The sequence below is a fragment of the Nocardioides sp. JS614 genome (assembly GCF_000015265.1).
In the GTDB taxonomy this organism is placed as follows: domain Bacteria; phylum Actinomycetota; class Actinomycetes; order Propionibacteriales; family Nocardioidaceae; genus Nocardioides.
On the sequence record NC_008697.1, the window covers coordinates 216,196 to 235,329 of the forward strand.

General features: G+C 68.6%; 18 protein-coding genes. 9 read left to right on the top strand and 9 right to left on the bottom strand.

Going from position 1 to position 19,134, the window contains the following annotated elements:
- Window positions 1-2: 2 nt before the first annotated feature.
- The 3 genes from NOCA_RS00920 to NOCA_RS00930 are packed head-to-tail and all read left to right on the top strand — an operon-like array spanning window position 3 to window position 4,317.
- On the top strand, window positions 3-1,766 hold the full coding sequence (locus tag NOCA_RS00920; RefSeq protein ID WP_041545934.1) for a hypothetical protein: 1,764 nt from the start codon (window positions 3-5) through the stop codon (window positions 1,764-1,766).
- Window positions 1,751-3,874 (top strand): hypothetical protein, encoded by a 2,124-nt coding sequence (locus NOCA_RS00925; protein WP_011751593.1) that lies wholly within the window; start codon window positions 1,751-1,753, stop codon window positions 3,872-3,874. The genes NOCA_RS00920 and NOCA_RS00925 overlap by 16 nt, the downstream gene beginning before the upstream one ends.
- Window positions 3,871-4,317, top strand: coding sequence for a hypothetical protein (locus NOCA_RS00930; protein ID WP_011751594.1), 447 nt, complete (start codon window positions 3,871-3,873; stop codon window positions 4,315-4,317). The genes NOCA_RS00925 and NOCA_RS00930 overlap by 4 nt, the downstream gene beginning before the upstream one ends.
- Before the next feature lie 154 nt (window positions 4,318-4,471).
- On the opposite strand, the gene NOCA_RS00935 is transcribed toward NOCA_RS00930, so the two are convergent.
- From NOCA_RS00935 to NOCA_RS00950, 4 genes are all read right to left on the bottom strand, one after another.
- Window positions 4,472-5,035: a dihydrofolate reductase family protein gene (locus NOCA_RS00935; RefSeq protein WP_011751595.1), complete on the bottom strand. Its 564-nt coding sequence runs from the start codon at window positions 5,033-5,035 to the stop codon at window positions 4,472-4,474.
- A 515-nt stretch (window positions 5,036-5,550) separates the two neighbouring features.
- A complete protein-coding gene (locus tag NOCA_RS00940) occupies window positions 5,551-5,916 on the bottom strand; it encodes a DsrE family protein (protein ID WP_011751596.1) in 366 nt (121 codons plus the stop codon).
- 1 nt (window position 5,917) lies between these two features.
- The gene (locus tag NOCA_RS00945) at window positions 5,918-6,580 is read right to left on the bottom strand and encodes a sulfurtransferase TusA family protein (protein ID WP_011751597.1); all 663 of its coding nucleotides are present in this window, start codon (window positions 6,578-6,580) and stop codon (window positions 5,918-5,920) included.
- Window positions 6,581-6,585: 5 nt separating this feature from the next.
- Window positions 6,586-6,837 (bottom strand): DUF4242 domain-containing protein, encoded by a 252-nt coding sequence (locus NOCA_RS00950; protein ID WP_011751598.1) that lies wholly within the window; start codon window positions 6,835-6,837, stop codon window positions 6,586-6,588.
- Window positions 6,838-6,956: 119 nt separating this feature from the next.
- Here NOCA_RS00950 and NOCA_RS00955 point away from each other — a divergent pair, with 119 nt between their 5' ends.
- Window positions 6,957-8,681: an AfsR/SARP family transcriptional regulator gene (locus NOCA_RS00955; RefSeq protein WP_049774167.1), complete on the top strand. Its 1,725-nt coding sequence runs from the start codon at window positions 6,957-6,959 to the stop codon at window positions 8,679-8,681.
- A gap of 368 nt (window positions 8,682-9,049) precedes the next feature.
- The gene (locus NOCA_RS00960) at window positions 9,050-9,874 is read left to right on the top strand and encodes a class I SAM-dependent methyltransferase (protein ID WP_011751600.1); all 825 of its coding nucleotides are present in this window, start codon (window positions 9,050-9,052) and stop codon (window positions 9,872-9,874) included.
- A gap of 425 nt (window positions 9,875-10,299) precedes the next feature.
- On the opposite strand, the gene NOCA_RS00965 is transcribed toward NOCA_RS00960, so the two are convergent.
- The gene (locus tag NOCA_RS00965) at window positions 10,300-10,923 is read right to left on the bottom strand and encodes a hypothetical protein (protein WP_158305610.1); all 624 of its coding nucleotides are present in this window, start codon (window positions 10,921-10,923) and stop codon (window positions 10,300-10,302) included.
- A gap of 209 nt (window positions 10,924-11,132) precedes the next feature.
- Between NOCA_RS00965 and NOCA_RS25320 the strand changes: the two genes are divergently transcribed.
- Window positions 11,133-12,281, top strand: coding sequence for a sensor histidine kinase (locus tag NOCA_RS25320; protein WP_049774168.1), 1,149 nt, complete (start codon window positions 11,133-11,135; stop codon window positions 12,279-12,281).
- Complete coding sequence (locus NOCA_RS00975; protein ID WP_011751603.1) at window positions 12,278-12,925, top strand: response regulator; 648 nt, start codon at window positions 12,278-12,280, stop codon at window positions 12,923-12,925. Before NOCA_RS25320 ends, NOCA_RS00975 begins: the two co-directional genes overlap by 4 nt.
- 478 nt (window positions 12,926-13,403) lie before the next feature.
- On the opposite strand, the gene NOCA_RS00980 is transcribed toward NOCA_RS00975, so the two are convergent.
- The 4 genes from NOCA_RS00980 to NOCA_RS25330 form a co-directional block, all read right to left on the bottom strand.
- The gene (locus NOCA_RS00980) at window positions 13,404-14,048 is read right to left on the bottom strand and encodes a response regulator (RefSeq protein ID WP_011751604.1); all 645 of its coding nucleotides are present in this window, start codon (window positions 14,046-14,048) and stop codon (window positions 13,404-13,406) included.
- Window positions 14,041-15,516, bottom strand: coding sequence for a sensor histidine kinase (locus tag NOCA_RS25325; protein ID WP_011751605.1), 1,476 nt, complete (start codon window positions 15,514-15,516; stop codon window positions 14,041-14,043). Before NOCA_RS25325 ends, NOCA_RS00980 begins: the two co-directional genes overlap by 8 nt.
- A gap of 4 nt (window positions 15,517-15,520) precedes the next feature.
- On the bottom strand, window positions 15,521-16,198 hold the full coding sequence (locus NOCA_RS00990; RefSeq protein WP_011751606.1) for a hypothetical protein: 678 nt from the start codon (window positions 16,196-16,198) through the stop codon (window positions 15,521-15,523).
- 297 nt (window positions 16,199-16,495) lie between these two features.
- Entirely contained in the window at window positions 16,496-16,963 is a 468-nt protein-coding gene (locus NOCA_RS25330; RefSeq protein WP_011751607.1) for a hypothetical protein, read from the bottom strand.
- A gap of 160 nt (window positions 16,964-17,123) precedes the next feature.
- Between NOCA_RS25330 and NOCA_RS01000 the strand changes: the two genes are divergently transcribed.
- Both NOCA_RS01000 and NOCA_RS01005 read left to right on the top strand, forming a co-directional pair.
- Window positions 17,124-18,275, top strand: coding sequence for a sensor histidine kinase (locus tag NOCA_RS01000; protein WP_011751608.1), 1,152 nt, complete (start codon window positions 17,124-17,126; stop codon window positions 18,273-18,275).
- A complete protein-coding gene (locus NOCA_RS01005; RefSeq protein ID WP_011751609.1) occupies window positions 18,272-18,922 on the top strand; it encodes a response regulator in 651 nt (216 codons plus the stop codon). The genes NOCA_RS01000 and NOCA_RS01005 overlap by 4 nt, the downstream gene beginning before the upstream one ends.
- Window positions 18,923-19,134 lie beyond the last annotated feature (212 nt).

Below are 19,134 nucleotides of genomic sequence, written 5' to 3' on the forward strand. Positions count from 1 at the left end.
GTGTGTTGTTCCTCGACGAAACCAGTGGACGCAGCACGCTGTTCGAGTTCACCGATCTGCCGGTGGCCGAGCCGATCCGTCGGTGGCTGGCCGAGCGTGTCGCGGGCCAGTTCACCACCCGTTCGACGGTCAAACGATTGCCCACCGCCAGGTCGCTGGTGGACACGGCCCGCCATTTCGCCGTCGTGCTATCCGAGCACCCGGTCACCGTCCGGCGCCCGGAGGACGTCGTCGCCGAGCACCTGCTGGCCTTCCGGCGCCGCTACGAGCACCTGAAACCACGAACCGTGAGCGGCTACGTCGAGAACCTGCGACGGCTGCTGCGCGACGACGAGCGTCTCAGCCCCGACGCGCGGGCCGGGCTGGCGGCGATCCGGGTACGCGCGATGAGTCGCCGCGACATCACCAAGCGGGGCTACACCGAGGTCGAATGGCAGGAGATCCTGACCGCCGTACGACACGACGTGCGGGCGGCCCGCGACCGGATCCACGCTTCGTGGCGACTGCTGGTCCGGTATCGGGCCGGTGAGCTTCCCACCGGTAGCGAGGACGTCACGCTCGGTCGGTTGTTGGATGGCTTCGAACGCACCGGTCAGCTGCCCCGCAAGGTCGATACGAACGGCACCCCGGACGTGCACCGGTGTGGCGGACTGGTCAAGGTCGCCGGCATGCTGTGTCTGTCCCCGGACGAGCTGGCCGCGTTCGCGCTGCTCCTGGTCTCCTTGACCGGGCAGAACTACGGCACGATCGCGGCCTGGCCGGCGGCGCACTTCCGTCCCGACGGCGGGCTGACCGACGAGGGCCTCGCCTTGGTCGAGTCGTGCAAGCCGCGCCGCGGACCCGACCGGGAACACATGGTCATCGCGCTGGAAGACCTCATCACCGGCGGCGACCGGGAGCACCGGTGGTCCCGGTCGCCGCTGCGGGTGTACCGGATGCTGCTCGACCTCGGCGACACCGCCCGCCGCCTGAGCAATAGCCGGGGACTCTTCACCGGCCGGATCGCCAAGAGAACCGTTCATACTCCAAGCCCGTGGATCACCGCGCTGACCAGCCAGCATGTGCAGCGGTGGGCCGCCGCCCGCGGCTTCCCCACCGCCACCTTCGCGGTACCCGGCGGGAAGCCGGTGGTCTCGGTGAGGCGGCTGCGGCTGACCGCGATCGAACGGCGGCGTCGCCCCGTGGCGCACACCGCGGCCACCATGCGCGATACCTACCTGATGCCCCACCCCGCCGTCCAGGCCGAGTCCCACGCCGTCGTCGCGGCCACCCTGGACAGCGAGGTGAGCAAGGCCCGCGACCATGCCCGGGTGCCGGTCTTCACCCAGAACTTCGTAGACCTGGCCCGGAGCGACCCACAGGCCGCCGCCCAGCAGGCCGGCATGAGCACGAAGCAGTTGGCCGGCCTCCTGGATGGCAGCAAGGACACCGTCCTGGCGTCCTGCCAAGACCACCGGGCCAGCCCGTACGACCCGCCCGGGGCCGCCTGTTCGGCGTCGTTCCTGGCCTGCCTGGACTGCGCTAACGCCCGCGCCCTGCCGCACCAGCTACCGATCCAGCTGGCCGCGATCGACGCACTGGAGCAGTTGCGTCCACACCTGCCCCCGGCCCTGTGGGCGCGCCGGTACGCACCCCGCCTGGACCAGCTGCGAGACATCACCGCCGGCTTCCAGCCCGCCGAGATCGACCACGCCAGGGCCGGGATCTCCGACGGGCACCGCCAACGAGTCAGCGACCTCCTGGAGGGCCGATGGGACCTGCACTGACGAGCGACGAGGGCGACCGTGGCCGTGTCGGGGCATCGATCCTGTACCACCGCACCGTGCGGGCCGGCACCACGCCGAGCAAGCTGTCCCGCTTCGAGGACACGGTCTGGCACCTGGCCCCCGCCCACCCCGACGCGCACGCGAAGATCAACGCGATCCGATGGGACCACTGGCCCGCCGAGCTGGTCGAGGTGTTCAAGACCGTCGCCCTGGCCTTCCTGGAACACCCCGTCCCGCGCAGCGTCACCGTCACCAGCGACGGGGAACCGATGAGCATCGGCACCCTGGTCTTCCGGCTGCGCACCCTGCACGTGTTCGCGGCCTGGATGAGCCAGCACCACCTGCCCAGCCTGCACGAGGTCACCGACCAGCATCTGGAACGCTACCGCCGGCACGTGCTCGGGCTGGAGACCAGCAACCGCCGCAAACGTGACCTGTTCATCGCGGTCCGCACCGTCTGGGACTACCGTGCCTACCTTCCCCCGCACTGCCGGCTGGACACCGACAACCCCTGGGACGGCACGCCGCCATCCAGGCTGGCCGCGGCCCCCTGCCGGCCGGCGGGCGCGGAGAACACGACCCCGCGCATCGCCCCGGCCACCATGGAGGCCCTTCTGGGCTGGAGCCTGCGCATGGTCGAGGTGATCGGCCCCGACGTCGTGGCGGCCCGCGCCGAACTGGACCAGTTCGAGGCTGGCACCCACCCCAGCCAGGTGACTCTGGACGGGTTGTCCTCCCGGCAGCGGCTCCGGGCCTTCGCCGCCGACGCGAGCCGGCAGGGCCACGCCCTACCCGGACACCTGAGCCGCGACTCGCAGGAGCAACCACGGATCAACTGGAGCCACCTCGCCAGGATGCTGCAGCTGCCGCAACGCCAAGTCCCTCCCAGCCTGCAGCCCGTCATCCGCGACAGCGGCCTGCCCATCGCCGACGGCTCACCCGTGGGCACCATCACCGGGCGCATCGAGGAGAGACCGTGGCGCGAACGACCCCTGACGACGCAAGAACTCCCCGGCCTGGTCTCTCACCTGTCCGCGGCCTGCTTCGTAGTCATCAGCTACCTGTCGGGCATGCGACCCGGCGAAGTCCTCAACCTACGCCGCGGCTGCACCCGCCAGGACGAGACGACCGGCCAGCTCCTGGTAGCCGGCCGGTGCGGCAAAGGACACGCCCGCACCCCGCGGCCCACCCTCGGGGACGACCCCTGGGAGCGCACCTGGGTCGTTGTGCGTCCCGTCCACCAGGCCATCACCGTGCTCGAGCAGCTGACCGACGCCCCCTTGCTGTTCCCGTCCAGCCTCCACAAGCCGCACGCGATCCGGCCCGCCGACCGGCATGCCCGCCGAAACGGTGAAATCACCCGCGACCTGGGAAGCTTCATCGCCTGGGTCAACGCCACCTTCCACCGACTCGACGGCCAGCCCGCGATCCCCCCTGATCCGGCCGGGCGGATCTACCCCATCCGGTTTCGCCGTACGCTGGCCTACTTCATCGTGCGTCGCCCCCGCGGGCTGATCGCCGCCGCGTTGCAGTACGGGCACGTGTCCACCACCGTCACGCTCAGCTACAGCGGCAAGGCCGACACCGGGTGGCTCGACGACCTGGCCGTCGAACGCCTGGAGGCCCTCCTCGAGCACAACCAGCACGACCATGCCCTGCTGGCCCGAGGGGAGCACGTCAGCGGCCCCGCCGCCACCGACTATCGCGACCGCGTGGAATCCGCTCACCGGTTCGCCGGCCGCACGGTCAACCGCGTCCGCAACGTCGAACGACTCCTGGCACAGGCCGACCCCAGCATCCACCACGGCGACGGGATGACCTGCGTGTACCGGGCCGAGACCGCCGCCTGCCGCACTAGCCGGATCGCTCACGGACTTCCCGCTCCGGACGGCCCCCTCGAGGCGGAATGCCAGTCCGGGTGCGTCAACCTGGCCTACACCGACCGCGACATCGCTCGCCTGCGCGAACGCCTCAACGTCCTGAATGCCGCCGCCGACGACCAGATGACACCAGCCCCACTGCGCGACCGCGCACGCGCCCAAGCCGACCAGGTCCGCGCCGTCCTCACACGACACCAGACAGAGCCCAAAGAAGGCCGCACATCATGACACGCAAGCGACGCGACCTTGACGCCGAACGCCGCGACCTGACCGCCGCCGCGGAACGTCTCCTCGCCGGCACCCCGCTGCGTTCGGCCAGCGGGAAGCTCACCAGCAGCGAACTGATTACCGAGTCCGGCCTACGACGTGACGTCGTCTACGGCGACCACAAGGACCTCGTCGACGACTTCAAGGCCCGCGTCAAAGCCCAGGACGCCACACCCAGCTCGATCGCAGGAATCGCCGAGGAGACCCGCGCGCTCAAGGACGAAAACGCGTCTCTCAGAAAGCAACTCGCCGAAGAACATGAGACCACCAAGACGCTGACCAAGATCGTCGCCGAGCTCTCCCTCGAACTCCACCAAGCACGCGAAGAAGTCACGTCATTGCAACAGGTCCCACGCATCGGCGCGCATGTGCCCCACGACCGGCCACCAGGTACGTTGCGGTAGACCCGCTGGACCAAGCGGCGAAACGGGCCGACGGGGCCAGGCTGCCCACCGGCTCCACCACCCGAGCTGATCGGGGCTGCGCCCCAAATACCGATCCCTCACGGCCACGAGGTCCTTGGGTGGCCCGAGCCCGCGCCGATCCGAGGTCGGGTATTCATTGCCTGGTCTCGTACCTGGTCAGGAGCACGCCGTCGGGAAACGTCCGGGTCTCCACCAGGTTCAGGTTCACCCAGTTGTCCAGGGCCGTGAAGAACGGCGTGCCGCCGCCCACCAGGACCGGGTGGGTGACGATCGCGTACTCGTCGATCAGCCCGGCCCGCATGGCCGCCGCGGCGAGGGTGGCGCCGGCGACGTCCATGGGACCGCCATCCTCAGTCTTGAGCCGGGTGATCTCGGCGACAGCGTCGCCGGTGACCAGGCGGGCGTTCCAGTCGACCGCGCTGGTCGTCGAGGAGAACACCACCTTCGGCATGTCCCGCCAGCGGCGGGCGAACTCGATCTGCGCCGGTGTGGCGCCAGGCTGCTGGTCGGCGGTCGGCCAGTGGGAGCTCATCGTCTCCCACAGTTTGCGCCCGTACAGCGCCAGGCCCGTCGCCGCCACCCGGTCGGACCACCACTGGAACAGCTCGTCGCTCGGCACGCTCCAGCCGAGGTCGTCGCCGGGCGCGGCGATGTAGCCGTCCAGGCTCAGGTTCATGCCGAAGGTCAGTTTCCGCATCGCGTCAGCCTCCCGTGAGTCGGTATTCGGCGTACAGACCAACACGGCGCGGAAGGTTCATCGGTCAGACCACACCGAGGGACGGTTGACCACCGCGCCAAGCGGATGCTGCGTACGGAAGGGAACGGTCACCGGTCGCCGTGGCGGATCACCGGCCTGTTCGGCCCTGCAAGCCCACGACGTCCCGCAGGGGATCCCCAGCGGGACACCGTGGACGGCTGGGTTGGATCGCCCTTTCGTCGCCGTAGCGGGTTGGGCCCGCGGGACGGGGCGTACCTCCCGACGTCGTCTGAGCCAGTCGGCCTTCGGGTCGGTTCGCTGCGGAGCCGCATCAAACCAGAATGACGTGCTCCGTCGCGGCGCTGAATCAGCGCGTAGGACGGCCCGCAGTTCCGCACCTGACGCGCCCGGGCTGTCTGTCGTGGCTTACCTGCGACCCCTCGAGTGGAGGCGCCCTGCGGCCAGGATCTAGCTAGCGAGCATCGGTCATCGCAGGGACACCGGGAGCTTCACGGTCAGGCGAACGCGACCGTCTTTGCCCCGGCCACGACTTCCTCGACGACCTTGGCAGCTCCTACGATGGTGGAGCCCTTCACGAGGTGCTCCTCGGTGATCCCTCGAGGCTTGGCGCACGCGCCACAGAGCCAGACCTGGCCGCCGTTGTCGATGAACTCGGCGTACAAGTCACTGAGCGCCGGAAGACCGGGCTGGGCGACACCGTCGGTTCCACCCTGGGTGCCGAGCCACACGGCCTCGATCGTGCACAGCACGATCGCGTCCTGACCCGCGGCCGCGGCGATGTTCGCGGCGACGAAGGGGAGCGTGGCGCGCTCGGGTTCTTCCTTGCCGTAGGTGCAGTTGAAGATCAGCTTCTCGCTCATCTCATTTTCCCCTTTCCACACTGATGACCAGGCGTCCGTCGCCGGGTGCCTCGATCGAAACAACGACATGGCCCATCAGGCGGGCCAGTGATGGCAAGTCCTCCTTCGCGGCCGGATCGCTCGTGCTGACCACGAGCAGGTCGCCGATCGGAATGCGCTGGATCTGTTGGCGGAAATGCCCGGCGAGCCCGTCGGCGCACCCGAGGTCGCCCGCGTCGAAGCGGTGAACCCGCTGCGACTCCGACTCCGGCTCTTCCGCTGCGATCGTGCGGAAGCCCGAGCACAGGAGATCGATCGCCGTCACCTGATCGTCTGCACCGACGTCGAGCATCAGGTGCTGCTCGATCAGGTACCAGCCGTTCGGCTTGTGCAGCCGGAGCCGATAGGCCACGGCCGCTCGACCCTCGACCTCCTCGGCGCTTGATGCCTCCACCTGGAACGCATCGGCGTCGGTGAACCAGCTGGAGAACCAGCCGATTGCTGCGTCGCCGCCCTCGTCGGTCATGAATCCGGGCGGGACGAGCATCCTCATCGCGAGATCGTCGGCGAGCACCGTGCGTGCCGTGGTGAAGTCCCGCGCAGTCAAGGCGTTGAGGAAGACCGTTGCGACATCGCGTGGTCCCTGTGCCGTGTCGGGAGACTCTTGGGTCTGGGTGGTCGACATGGCGCTCACCCCTGCTCGACCGGGTAGATCTCGTCGGCGACCAGCCCGTGGGCCTCCCGGTGGACCGCATGCGCGGCGTCCGCGTTGGGCGCCTCGACGAGGCAGAAGACCCTGCCGCCCTCCGCGTCCACCCAGTAGTTCAGGTAGCGGACGCCGAAGCGCTGCTGGATCTGGAGGTCGGCCTCGTGGGCACCCGCGACATCGGCCAGCGTGGTGCCGTCCGGAAGCGTGTTGTGCACATCCATGTAGAGCGACATCGGTCCTCACTCCTTTCGTCTTGGGTTCCGTCTTGTGCTGACGCTAGGAAGTGGACCGTTCCGCGAGCGTTCCGATCTGTGGACTGGTCGGAGCCGTGGGCGGCTCATACGATTCGGAAGTGGAAAAGGTGGCGATCCAACTCCTGGGCGGGTTCTCGGTCACGGTCGACGGCACCCCCGTTGCCGGGGACAGCTGGCGGAGCCGGCGCGCGGCCGATGTGCTCAAGTTGCTCGCGCTCTCGCCTGACCGCCGGCTCCACCGGTCGCAGGTGATGGAGGCGTTCTGGCCCGACAGCGATCCGCAGGCGTCCGGCACCAGCCTCCGCAAGGCGCTGCACTTCGCTCGACGCGCCACGGGAGACGAACAGGTGATCGTGAGCGAGCAGGGCTTGCTCGTGCTGTGGCCGCACGCCGAGGTCGACATCGACGCCGAGCGCTTCGAAACCGCGGCACGCCGGGCGCTGGCGACAGATAACTCCGCGGCCTGCCGCGACGTCGTGGACTTGTATGGCGGCGACCTGCTTCCCGATGATCGCTACGAGTCCTGGTTGGCCGAGCCACAACACCGGTTGCGGCAGCGCTACCTGGATTTGCTGCGCGTCGGATCTCTGTGGGCGCGGCTGGCCGAAGAAGACCCCACCGACGAGCAGGCAGCCCGCTCGCTCATGCGCGCCCACCTCGACGCCGGCGAGCGCCGCGAGGCGATCCGGCGCTTCGAAAGGCTCCGCGAGGCCCTGCACGACCAACTCGGCGTCGGGCCGGACCGCGCGACAATCGCGCTCTACGAGGAAGTCCTCGCTGTCGAAGGCGCCCCCAAACCCACGGAGGCCGAACGGGCGCACGCGCTGCTGGCCTGGGCTCTGGTGCACATGAACCGAAACGAGATCGAGGAAGCCGAGCGCGCCGCAGAGGAAGCGCGCGCCATTGCCCTCGACTCTGGCCTGGGCCGCGAACTCGGCGAAGCCGCGGTCATCCTGGCCAAAGTCGCCATGGCTCAAGGCCGATGGCGAGAACGATTCGCCGAGGAACTCGGCGAATCCATGCGGCTGCGGGCCAACATGGAGCCCATCGTGTACGACGCCCACCTGTGCCTCGCCGAGTACTACCTCGCGGCGCCCGACGGCTACGACCTCGCCGCAGACTTCGCCCGCCAGATGATGCAGATCGCCGACGAGGCCGGGTCGGCGACCGGTGCCGCCCTCGCCACGCTCATGCTCGGCGAAGCCGAACTACTCGCCGGCCACCTCATCGAGGCCGAACAACACCTCAAGGAGGCGGCCGAAGCCAACGACCACGAAGGCTGCCTCTCCGGGTCAGCCCTCGCCCGACAACGGCTCGCCGAAGCCGCTGTGATCAACGGCCGCAAGTTCGACGCCAACCGACTGCTCACCCGTGCCCGCTCCATCGCGGTCCGCTCCGACCTCGCCAGCCACCTCATGGTTCGCGTCTTCGGCACCATGATCCAGGCGGCCGACCCAACGCACACCCTCACCGTTCTGCGCACGGCAGAGCGCGAGCTCGCCCAGATGCGATCGTGCGAGCCCTGCTCGATGGGCTACCTGACCAGCGCCGCGGCCGCCTGCGCACGAGCCGGCGAACTGGACCGAGCACGCGCCTTCATCACCGAAGCAGAGCGGATCGCCGGCATGTGGCAAGGCGGCCTGTGGAACGGCGCCGTCTGGGAAGCTCGCGGCGTACTCCGCCACGCCGAAGGCGCGCCCGAACAGGCCCGTGCGATGTACCGAGAAGCCGCACAGGAATACACGCGCGCTGGAAACCAGTCCGATGCTGCCCGGTGCGCGGAAGCCGCCAGCCAGCTGCAGAACCACGCCACCGCGGAGTAGGTGCTCGGACACGGCGCGGCTGTGCACTTCCTCCCCGGGCTTCCTATGCCCGGCGTCAACCAGTTTGGCTGCCGGCGCTTCGACCCGCATGACGCACCGCGCGAGCGAGTCACTTCGCCATTGGCGCGGTTGCCCGGGCCGTCCCACACGGGGATCCGCGTGCGGGACAACTTAGGCTCGGCGCCGGAATCTGTCGTCCCCACGAGCCGTTCGCCTTGCGGGAAGGTGCGACGCGGGTGACCCGAGAACCTGCGTCCTTCCAGAGTGAAGTGCGTTGTGTGCCTGGACTCGCGCCTTGGAAACACGCGGGCGCAAACGACGTACGGGATTTGTGGCCGAGTAGCGGGTGACGCTGGAACGATGGCGAAATGAACCAGGTCTCGACCTTCTACACCGGTCCTGGCGGACTCGTATCGGTGATCAGCTCCGCGCTGGACGCATCCGGCGTGGACCGCGCAACACTGCGGCCGGCCGACCTCGCTCCGGTCGACGAGTTCCACATCCGTGGGCGGGCGGCCACTCTGGAGATCATGGAGGCCCTCGGTGTCGCCGCTGACTCTCGTGTGCTCGACCTCGGCAGCGGATTGGGCGGTCCGGCGCGAACGGTTGCAGAAGAAAGCGGGTGCTCGGTCACCGGCGTCGACCTCACTCCGGAGTTCTGCGAGGTTGCGACGGCGCTCTCGCAGTGGACGGGCATGTCCGACCGGACCAGCTTCCAAGTCGGCGATGCCACCGCCACGGGCCTTCCCCACGAGGGGTTCGACGCAGCGCTGACCGTGCACGTGGCGATGAACATCGCCGACAAGCCCGCGCTCTATGCCGAAGCCTTCCGAGTGCTCCGGCCCGGCGGCAGGTTCGTCATCTACGACGTGTTGCAGGGCGAAGGTGGCCCTGTGCACTTCCCAGTTCCGTGGGCCGCTGATCCGTCGACGAGCTTCCTCGCCACCCCCGAGCGCGTGCGTGAACTGCTCTCCGCCGCCGGATTCGAGGTCATCTCGGAAATCGACTCGTCGGAGGAGAGCCTCGCCTGGTTCCAGCAGATGCGCGCCCGAATCGAGCGAGACGGACCGCCACCGGTCACCTTCGCGACCTTCCTCGGAGATGCGTTCGGTCAGATGGTCGCCAACCAGGTGGCCAACCTCGTCGAGCGACGCATCCGCACCGTCATGTTCTCGAGCGTGCGACGGCGCTGAATGCTCCTGCCCTGCGGCTGCGACACACCGCCGCGTGAGGCCGCGTCGCGCGTTCGGTCAGTCGGTTGGTCTTCGACACCAGACTGACCCATCGGCCCGATCGCGCGTAGGCTCGTGGCGTGTGACGCGGACAGTTCTTCAGCAGGTCCACAATCCGCGCAATCGTGAGTGCGGTTGCGACCCGGATTGCTGGTGTCGCAGAACGGTCGTGGGCCGAGCCGTGAAGTGGTGGTTTCCCGCCAGGCTCGTCGGCCTGCACCACAAGAGCGAGCACTCGGCGGAGTGGAAACGGGCTCGAGAGTAGACGGCCAGGAGCGGACCGCTGCCGCTGCCGGAGGACGCCTTGTTCACGACCAGCCCACCATCGCCGCCCGCGTCTTAGCGCCGCCTGACGGGCAGGTGCGGCGCCGGGAATCGACATCCAGCTACGCCTCGGCTCTTGCGACTCCGGCTTCCGGGGCCACCAAGAGGTTGGTCCGCCAAAGGCGAATGCTGATGGCGACGGTCCAGACCCACATACCCACGAAGGACAGCACCAGGACCAGTCCAAACGGTCCTCCGTCTACCTCGTTCCCTACGATCCCGGCACCGCCGGCGAGGAAGCCGCCGCTGAGAACCACGGCCAAGCGGCAGAGCCAGGCCGAGAACGCCCCGCTGGCCAAGCCCCCCAGCCCCGCGCCCAGCAAGAACACGCCCGCGGGAACGGCCATGCCGAACCCGTCCGGTGCCGGCGGATAGCTCATCCACAGAGCATCACCACGGACCCCGTGCCCCACGGCCCGCACAAAGCTCAGGACGTCACCCTCGCTCGCGAGCCCCATGCTCAGGGTTGCCGCTCCGACACCGCACAACATCCACCAGTCGCCAGATCCGGCACGCTGGAGGCGCACTGCGACGGCGGAGGCAAACACGATGAGCGCGAAGGTCATCAGGGCAGCCAGATAGAGACCGAGCCGGATCCCCAAGGAGTGCTCCTGGGTTCCGCTTGCGATCACGTCGATCGACTCGCTCGGGATCGGAATCGCCGGAGTGAAGCCGATGATCGCCACAAAGAGGGCCACGTGAGCGATGCCGCAAACGGCGCCCACGCGACTGAGAGTGAGTCTGCCTGCCGGAGTTCGCATGATGTCTCCTCGGATCGGACCGGTTTCGTTCGACGGTAGGAGCCGAATCCGGCGTACGCGTCTCCCGTCTGGGCGAAATCGACCTCTGCCATTCGGCAGATGACGGAGTCCCGACAACGGCAGTACCGTGAATCGTGAAGTGGCTGATGACGGTCCGGCGGCTGCCGCGCGACCACCCTCGCGTGGTCGACCTGGTGATCGCCGGTGGCTGTCTGCTGATCCTCACCGTCGCGCTGCTCACGGACGACGGGTACCTCTCCGGTCCGCGCTGGGCCTACCTCACCACATCGTGCTTGATGACAACCCCGCTGGCCTGGCGGCGGAACGCGCCGCTGACGTCACTCACCATCGTGATGACAGGGCTGGCGGTGCAGGAGCTACTCGTCGACCCGGCACCGACGATGGACGACGCGCTCATCCCGTTACTGATCTCTGCCTTCTCGGTGGCTGCATACGGCACCCGAACGACCGCCGGTCTGGGCCTTGGCATCAGTCTCGGCGCCGGAGCGATATGGGTGGGCATCGATGACATCTTCTTTCCCGTGGTCGCGTTCAGCGGAGCGTGGCTGGCCGGTCGCCTGGTTCACCATCTGCAACAGCAGTCACTGATGGCACGGAACTATGCGGAGGCACTCGAGCGCGAGCGGGCAGCGACCACCCGAGCCGCCCTGGCCGAGGAACGCACGCGCATAGCCCGCGAGCTGCACGACGTCGTGTCCCACACCCTTGGCGTCATGGTCGTCCAGGCGGGTGGCGAACGGCTACACGCTGCGCCCGGGTCCGGCGCCCACACGGCGCTGGCATCGATCGAGGAGTCGGGGCGCCTGGCCATGGAACAGATGCGCAGGCTCCTGTCCATGCTGCGCGAGGAGGCCGACACGAGGTCCCTCGTGCCACAACCGGGTCTCACCCAGCTCGACGAGCTGACCGAGAGTGTGCGCGCCACCGGTCTCGACGTGAGCCTCCTGGTGACGGGAGATCCGCACCCGATCGGCCCCGACCTCGACGTCTCAGCCTTCCGGATCGTGCAGGAGGCCCTGACCAACACCGTGCGACACAGCGGAGCGACCCGCGCCGAGATCCACCTGGACTGGGCATCCAACTCGTTACGGATCGAGGTGAGCGACAACGGGCGCGGACCCTCGCCCACCCCGACACCGGAGGGCCATGGCCTGCTCGGTATGCGCGAGCGGGTCAACCTCTTCGGAGGTGTGCTCAGCACCGGCCGGAGCAACCTCGGCGGCTACCGGCTCATGGCCCAACTCCCGACCCCGACGCCATGAGCGTCCTCCGCGTGGTTGTCGTCGACGACCAGCCCCTGGTTCGAGCAGGTCTGGCCCGGATCATCGAGGCGGACCCGAGCATCGAGCTCGTCGGCGAGGCCGGGGACGGGCAGACTGCGATGGCGCTGGTACTCAGGCTTGAGCCAGAAATCGTCCTGATGGATGTCCGGATGCCCCTCCTCGACGGGATCGCCGCGACGCGGAAGCTCCACGAGGCGCAGAGCTCAGCGCGCATCATCGTGCTCACCACGTTCGGGCTCGACGACTACGTCATCGGCGCCCTGAGAGCCGGAGCGCATGGGTTCGTGCTCAAGGACGCGCCGCCCGAGCGGCTGTTGGAGGCCATCCACGAGGTCGGCGCCGGGCGAGGAGTCATCGACCCAGCAGTCACACTCCCGGTGATCAGGGCGCTGGGCACCAGAGAACTGCGCCCCGAGGTCGCCGCCCGACTGGCCGACCTGACCAGCAGGGAGCGCGACGTGCTGGTTCTTCTCGCGCAGGGGCACTCGAACGCCGAGATCGCCGCGAGACTCGTCGTGGGTGAAGGGACTGTGAAGACCCACGTCGCGCACGTGCTGGCCAAGCTCGGGGTCCGCGACCGGCTCCAAGCCGTCGTCTCGGCGTTCAACGCCGGCGTCGTCTGAGCCGCGGCGCCTGGTTCGATGACCTCGCACAAGGTGAATCACTCCGCGTGCCGAACTGCGTCCTGGCAACCAGCACCCAACTTGAAGTCGCCACTTCAACCATCGTTGTGACCTGCGCCAGTCTTCGGTAGACCTGTATCCGACGAGGCGCCCGGAGGTACTCGCTTACGCAGCGAGTGCTCCCGAGAACCTCGTCGATTCGTGTGCACGACGTGCGGTCTTTCCGCCGGGTATGACTGTCAAGCGCGGGCCGCCCCTGCGCTCGACGCTCTACTCCATTCCGTCCGCAAACGGATCCCCCATTGGTGAAGAACGTGTTGTCGACGGCTGCGAGGCCCGGGCGCAGATCCACCACCGTAGACGGTTCGGCTTGCGGAACGATTCGATGCAGGCGACCCGAAGCCCCGCTGCACTTCGGCCCAGAATGACGCTGCGTTCAGCCCCACATGACTAGCATTCAGCGACGTCGACGAGGCGCTCAATCTCGGCCGAGGCCGGCGTCGCGGGCGCGGGCCACGGCCTCAGTGCGGGTGCAGCCGAGCTTGGTGAGGATGCTCGAGACGTGGTTCTTGGCGGTCTTCGGCGATACGACAAGTGATGCGGCGATCTCGGCGTTCGACCGACCCGCGGCGATGAGGTCGAGCACCTCCACCTCGCGAGCGGAGAGCAGCGGGAACGCCGACACGGAGGCGACGGTGGTACGCCGGCCGGCCTGGGCGAGCACGGCGGCCGCGACCTGCTCGCCGAAGACGACCTGACCGCGGGCAACCGCACGCAACGCGCGCTCGATGTCCTCCGGCTCCGAGCCCTTGACCAGATAGCCCGACGCGCCGGCGCGAACGGCTGCGGTGAGCACCGGCGTCTCCTCCGACATGGTCAGCACGAGGATGGCCAACGAAGGGTTCGCTGACTTGAACAGCCCGGTGGCCTCGATGCCGTCGACACCGGGCAGGCCGAGATCGAGCACGACGAGGTCGGCCGAGGTGACGTGGGGCAGCGCCGCCTCCGCGTCGGCGTACGACCCGATCACCTGCCACCCCTCCATCCCGTCGACCAGGGAGGTGACCGCCTGCCGGTAGAGCGGATGGTCCTCGACGACCAGCGCGCGCACGGGCTCAGTCATGGTCGGCCGCCGGGAGCCAGGCGTGGACGGATGTGCCGGTCGGGACCGCCGCGCTCACCATGAGTCGGCCGCCGACCTCGTCGGCACGGTCCGACATGCCGCGCAGACCGACTCCGGGAACACGGTCTTCGGCGATACCCCGGCCGTCATCAGTCACCTGCGCCGTGACGCCGTCGGCGTACCCGAGGTTGACCTGGACGTGCTGGGCATCGGCGTGGCGTACGGCGTTCGTGACCGCCTCCATCACGATCCGGAACGCGGCGACCTCGACTGCCGGGCTCAGTCGTGGAAGCTCTTCGATGATGAGGGTGATCCGTGGGCCGAAGCGCTGCAAGGGCTCGATCGACTCTGTCAGCGCGCCGGCCAGGCCGAGCTCGTTGAGAGCTGCGGGGCGCAGGCCGTCGCAGATCCGGCGTACCTCCGCGACGGCGCGTTGGACCTCGTCGGCCATCTCGCGTACGCCGTCGCCGCCGCCGGTCTTCTGCTCCAGCTGCCGTAGCCCCAGACCGATGGCGGCAAGTGAGGGGCCGAGCCCATCGTGGAGGTCCCGCCGCAGCGCGACCCGCTCCTTCTCGCGCTCGTTGACGATGAGCCGGCGCGAGGTCGAGAGGTCCCGGACCCGCCGGTTGAGCTTCTCGACGTCGGCGCGCTGGTCGAGAAGGGAGTGGCGGATGACGGCGGTGCCGACCGTGACGGGCAGGGCGGTCACGGTGACCAGCCCGAGCAGCGTGATGCCCAGGTCGTCGGTTTCAGGGATGGAAGCGACAACGACGATCAGCGAACCAGCCAGCATGAAGCCACCGATCTGGCCGCGGATGTCACTGCCGGCCGGAGCTCGCCGGAACTTGACGACCAGCGCGGCCACGCCGAGTGCCGCGCCCGACATGAGGAGCACGAAGCCGACACCCCCGGCCGCATCCCAGAAGCCCCGGTTCCCGAAGCCGGCCGGGTTGTCGAACCTCGGGTGGTCCTCGAGCGCACCCGGTCTGAGCGCCGCGGACGCGGTGAGCGCCGCCATACCGGTGAGGCCGATCCCGGCAGCGGGCCACCACCGGGCACCGGGCAGGCGGCCGTCAGGATAGAGCAGCAGCCCGATCCCCAGGAGCGGCGCAGCACCGAGCGACCACACCCAGTTCGAGACCCAGGCCGCAAGCGCATCGCCGGCGACGTCGCTGCGGGCCCAGCCGTGGGCCGGGAGCGCACACGCGGCACCGAGCCCGACCACGGTGTAGAGCACAGCGAGACGGCGTAGGCCAACGGGGTGCGGGCGAGTCGACCAGATCCCGGCCGCGACCGTGGTGAACCCGAAGGCCAGCGGAACGGTTGTCCAGGCCTCACCCTTGATCCAGTTGCCGTCGGGGTCTGTCAGGCCGAGGGCCAGGCCGGCGCCGACGAGGCCCGTCGACAGAGCGGGCAGCGCGAGCCACGGCCACCAGGCGGCGACCGCGGCTCCACGCGTGGTGCTCACCGACTCATTGTCTGGCAGCGGTGCGGCTGTGGTCGGTGTATGCGACATTCGCCGGTGCGATGCTCGTAGGACGCATCGCACTCGCAATGGCCAGGGGAATCGGCCAGAGGACACAGAGCAGGAAGGGGATCGGCAGGTACGCCTCGGGACGCATGATTCCGATGATGCCCGCTGGGATTCCCAGGGCGCCGGCGACGGTTGCCCACCACGCGAGCCAGCGGGGGAACTCGGTGGCGAGCAGCCCGACTCCGGCTGCCAGGAACGCGAGGCCCATCAGGAACCCGGAGACGACGAAGGCCATGTCGTTGAGGAGGATGAGAGTGTGGGCGGTGGCCGCGTCCATGGTGTCGGCCTCGTAGAGCACGACCATCCAGGGCGCCGCCGACCCGACCTTGACGGCGAGCATCGTCGAGCCGGCGGTGGCCGTGGTCATCGCCGCGACGGGTGCGGCGGAGGACAAGCGGACCACGAGGCAGCTGAAGAACACGGCCAGTGCAGCGAAGCTGAGCAGCTCGAGGGGGAACGATACGTAGCCGATGGCGGGGAGTCCGTCATGGAACTCCTTGATGATCGCGTCGCCATCGCTGGAGTCGGCTCCGGCGTACAGGCCGCTACCGACCATCGAGCCCAGGGCATAGACGAGCCCGGAGATGACGAGAGTGTGGTTGCGTGGTGAGTTCATGCCTTCGACGGTCGTCCCCCGGGACGTCCCGGCGCATGAGCGTGCGGTCCCGTCTTGCCGGGACGCCAGCGATGGTCCAGAGGCGACCCCGCAGGAGGTGCCCCATCGCGGCCGCCGACTGTAACGGCGACTTAGCCGCGAAGCGCGCAGCACATCGCCGCGTATCGACGATGATGCTTGTGCGACTACCGCCTGAAGGCGCAGTCGGAAGCTGCGAGGTTCGCTTCCGTCCACCTTCGCGCACTCGAAAGAACGAATGCTCCGAGGCACTTCTCGGGAGCATTCTTGGGCTGTGGGTCATATGTTGGCGATCCAGATCGCGGCCCCGACGAGTACGCCGACAATGCCGAGCGCGGTGCCGGTGAGGGCGAGCCCGCGGCGGTGCTGATCAGGTGTCCGCCGCAGTCCCTCGGTCCCGAGCGTGAGTGCGAGACCACCGAAGATGATCGGCGCGCTGATCCAGAAAGCGACGATGCCAAGCACCGCGAGCACCCCGCAGACCACGCTCACCGTGGCCGGCCGGTTGCGCGGTGCCCGCCAGGCCAGCCGGCCGACAGTCGCGAAGAGGACCACTACGAAAAGCACGATCAGGGGAATGAGGATCGCCGCCTCGCGGTCGAGCTGCCAGATCTTCTGGTCCTCGTGGAGGACCGCGTTGAGCCGGGGGAACAGCACGGCGGCGAACGCGGTCAGTCCGGCGCCCTTCCACACCGTTGATGTGTCGCCTGCCTCACTCGACCGGGTTCGATTGGTGGTGGTGATCATGATGACTCCTCGGGTTCGGATCGGATCCACCCAGAATCGGCTGTCTGGCACGAGGCACGCATCGGTGTTGAGAGTGGATTCACTCGCGCTTGAGAGCGATTCGCCGCGTCGCTCCCGAGAGGGATGCCGCGGCCGTTCAACGGCATTAGCGTGAGCGGGTATGGATGCGTCCGCGATCGCCGGGAGGTACCGCGACCAGATTCTGGCCGCGGGCCTCGCAGCGTTCTACGCGCTCGAGGTGCTGTTCAGTAGCGAAGTCGAGCACCACCGGGGCTCAGCAGCCGCCGTCGCGGTGCTGATGGCCGTCAGCCTCGTCGTACGCCTCACGATGCCCCTGCTGCCGCTGGTGGCCGTGATCGCCGTCATCCAGCTCAACCACACCGTCCTCCCCGGCTTGGCCGAGGGAGGCGCGTTCATGATCGCCTTGATCGTCACGATTTTCTCCGCCGGCCACTACCTGCACGGGCGGATGCTGGCCCTGGGCGGCGTGATCGTCGCGGGCATCATCCCGCTGGCGGCGCTCGACCCCCGCCAGCCGCCAGCGGTCGGCGACTGGATCTTCTTCATCGTGTATCTCGGTACGCCATTCGTGGCGGGAGTCGTGTTCCGCCGCCGCCGCGAACGCGACCGGGAGATGACCGAGATGGCCCGGCGCGCAGAGGAGGAGGGCGAGACGCGGGCCGGTGAGGCTGTCGCCGCGGAGCGCGCCCGAATCGCTCGGGAACTGCACGACGTGGTTGCTCACGCGATCAGCGTCATCGTGGTCCAGGCTCGCGGCGGACGTCGGGTCCTGGCCGACGACACCGGAGGGGCGCGGAGTGCGTTCGACGTCATCGAGCACGCCGGGGAGCAGGCACTGACCGAGATGCGGCGATTGCTGGCGCTCTTACGAGAGACGGAGCCGGAGGCAGCGGCGTTACAGCCGCAGCCGAGCCTGGGCCGCATCGACGTGCTCGCCACCGAAGTGGCGGCGTCCGGTTTGCCGGTTGAGGTCGTCCGCGAGGGCGACCCGGTCGAACTGCCGCCCGGGGTGGATCTCTCGGCGTACCGGATCGTGCAGGAAGCACTGACCAACGCCCTCAAGCACGCCGGGCCGGCTCGCGCCCGAGTGGTGCTGCGCTACCTGCCGCGGGCATTCGAGGTGGAGGTGCTCGACGACGGTCACGGGACCGGCGCGGGCGGCGGTTCGGGGCACGGGCTGACCGGCGTCCGCGAGCGCGTCGAGGTCTACGGCGGTCAGCTCTCGGCGGGCACTCGGCCCGAGGGTGGGTTTGCCGTGCGAGCGCGGCTGCCGATCGAGATACCGTCATGATCCGGGTCCTCCTCGCCGACGACCAGTCCCTGCTACGCACAGGGTTCCGGATGATCCTCGGCGCTGAGCCGGACGTCGAGGTAGTCGGCGAAGCCCGGGACGGTGAAGAAGCGGTCGCGCTCGTCGACGAGCTGCTCCCCGACGTCGTGCTGATGGACCTGCGGATGCCGAACATGGACGGCATCGAGGCCACCCGCCGCATCACCGCGGCACACGAAGCTGTCCGGGTGGTGGTACTGACGACCTTCGACCTCGACGAGTACGTCTACTCCTCGCTGCGGGCCGGAGCCAGCGCATTCCTGCTCAAGGACGCCAAGGAGGACCAGCTGGTCGCGGCGATCCGGGTCGCCGCGGACGGGGGATCGCTGTTCTCGCCGTCGGTGACCAAGCGACTGATCGGTCGGTTCGCCGCACCGGCAAGTGCGCCGGTTGCAGCGGACCTGCCGGCCCTGACCAACCGCGAACGCGAGGTATGGGAACTGGTCGCTCGCGGACTGTCGAACGCAGAGATCACTGAGCGCCTGGTGATCAGCGAGCACACAACGAAAACCCACGTGGCCAGCATCTTGCAGAAGCTACACGTACGCGGCCGTGTGCAGGCGGTCGTGCTGGCCTATGAAAGCGGCCTGGTGCAGCCCGGAAACTGACCGGCGTGAACCGTTCGCGTTCAGGCACGCCCAGGACCAACCCGAGTTCGTGCGCTCGCCCATAGCGCGACTAAACGCGGTCTTCAAACGCGACCGAAAGTTGCGACACTCCGGCCCCGCGTTTGACCGTCAAGCGATAAACCAGCCGAGGCACGTTCTGGTTTGGCCTTCGTCGTGCGCCCAAGAGTGGAAGGGTGCACTTGCCGCTCAGT

Bases quoted from the DNA above. Each gene is read 5' to 3' on its own strand.
- NOCA_RS00925 (WP_011751593.1), top strand. From the start codon at position 1,751: ATGGGACCTGCACTGACGAGCGACGAGGGCGACCGTGGCCGTGTCGGG.
- NOCA_RS00930 (WP_011751594.1), top strand. From the start codon at position 3,871: ATGACACGCAAGCGACGCGACCTTGACGCCGAACGCCGCGACCTGACC.
- NOCA_RS00935 (WP_011751595.1), bottom strand. From the start codon at position 5,035: ATGCGGAAACTGACCTTCGGCATGAACCTGAGCCTGGACGGCTACATC.
- NOCA_RS00940 (WP_011751596.1), bottom strand. From the start codon at position 5,916: ATGAGCGAGAAGCTGATCTTCAACTGCACCTACGGCAAGGAAGAACCC.
- NOCA_RS00945 (WP_011751597.1), bottom strand. From the start codon at position 6,580: ATGTCGACCACCCAGACCCAAGAGTCTCCCGACACGGCACAGGGACCA.
- NOCA_RS00950 (WP_011751598.1), bottom strand. From the start codon at position 6,837: ATGTCGCTCTACATGGATGTGCACAACACGCTTCCGGACGGCACCACG.
- NOCA_RS00960 (WP_011751600.1), top strand. From the start codon at position 9,050: ATGAACCAGGTCTCGACCTTCTACACCGGTCCTGGCGGACTCGTATCG.
- NOCA_RS00975 (WP_011751603.1), top strand. From the start codon at position 12,278: ATGAGCGTCCTCCGCGTGGTTGTCGTCGACGACCAGCCCCTGGTTCGA.
- NOCA_RS00980 (WP_011751604.1), bottom strand. From the start codon at position 14,048: ATGACTGAGCCCGTGCGCGCGCTGGTCGTCGAGGACCATCCGCTCTAC.
- NOCA_RS00990 (WP_011751606.1), bottom strand. From the start codon at position 16,198: ATGAACTCACCACGCAACCACACTCTCGTCATCTCCGGGCTCGTCTAT.
- NOCA_RS25330 (WP_011751607.1), bottom strand. From the start codon at position 16,963: ATGATCACCACCACCAATCGAACCCGGTCGAGTGAGGCAGGCGACACA.
- NOCA_RS01000 (WP_011751608.1), top strand. From the start codon at position 17,124: ATGGATGCGTCCGCGATCGCCGGGAGGTACCGCGACCAGATTCTGGCC.
- NOCA_RS01005 (WP_011751609.1), top strand. From the start codon at position 18,272: ATGATCCGGGTCCTCCTCGCCGACGACCAGTCCCTGCTACGCACAGGG.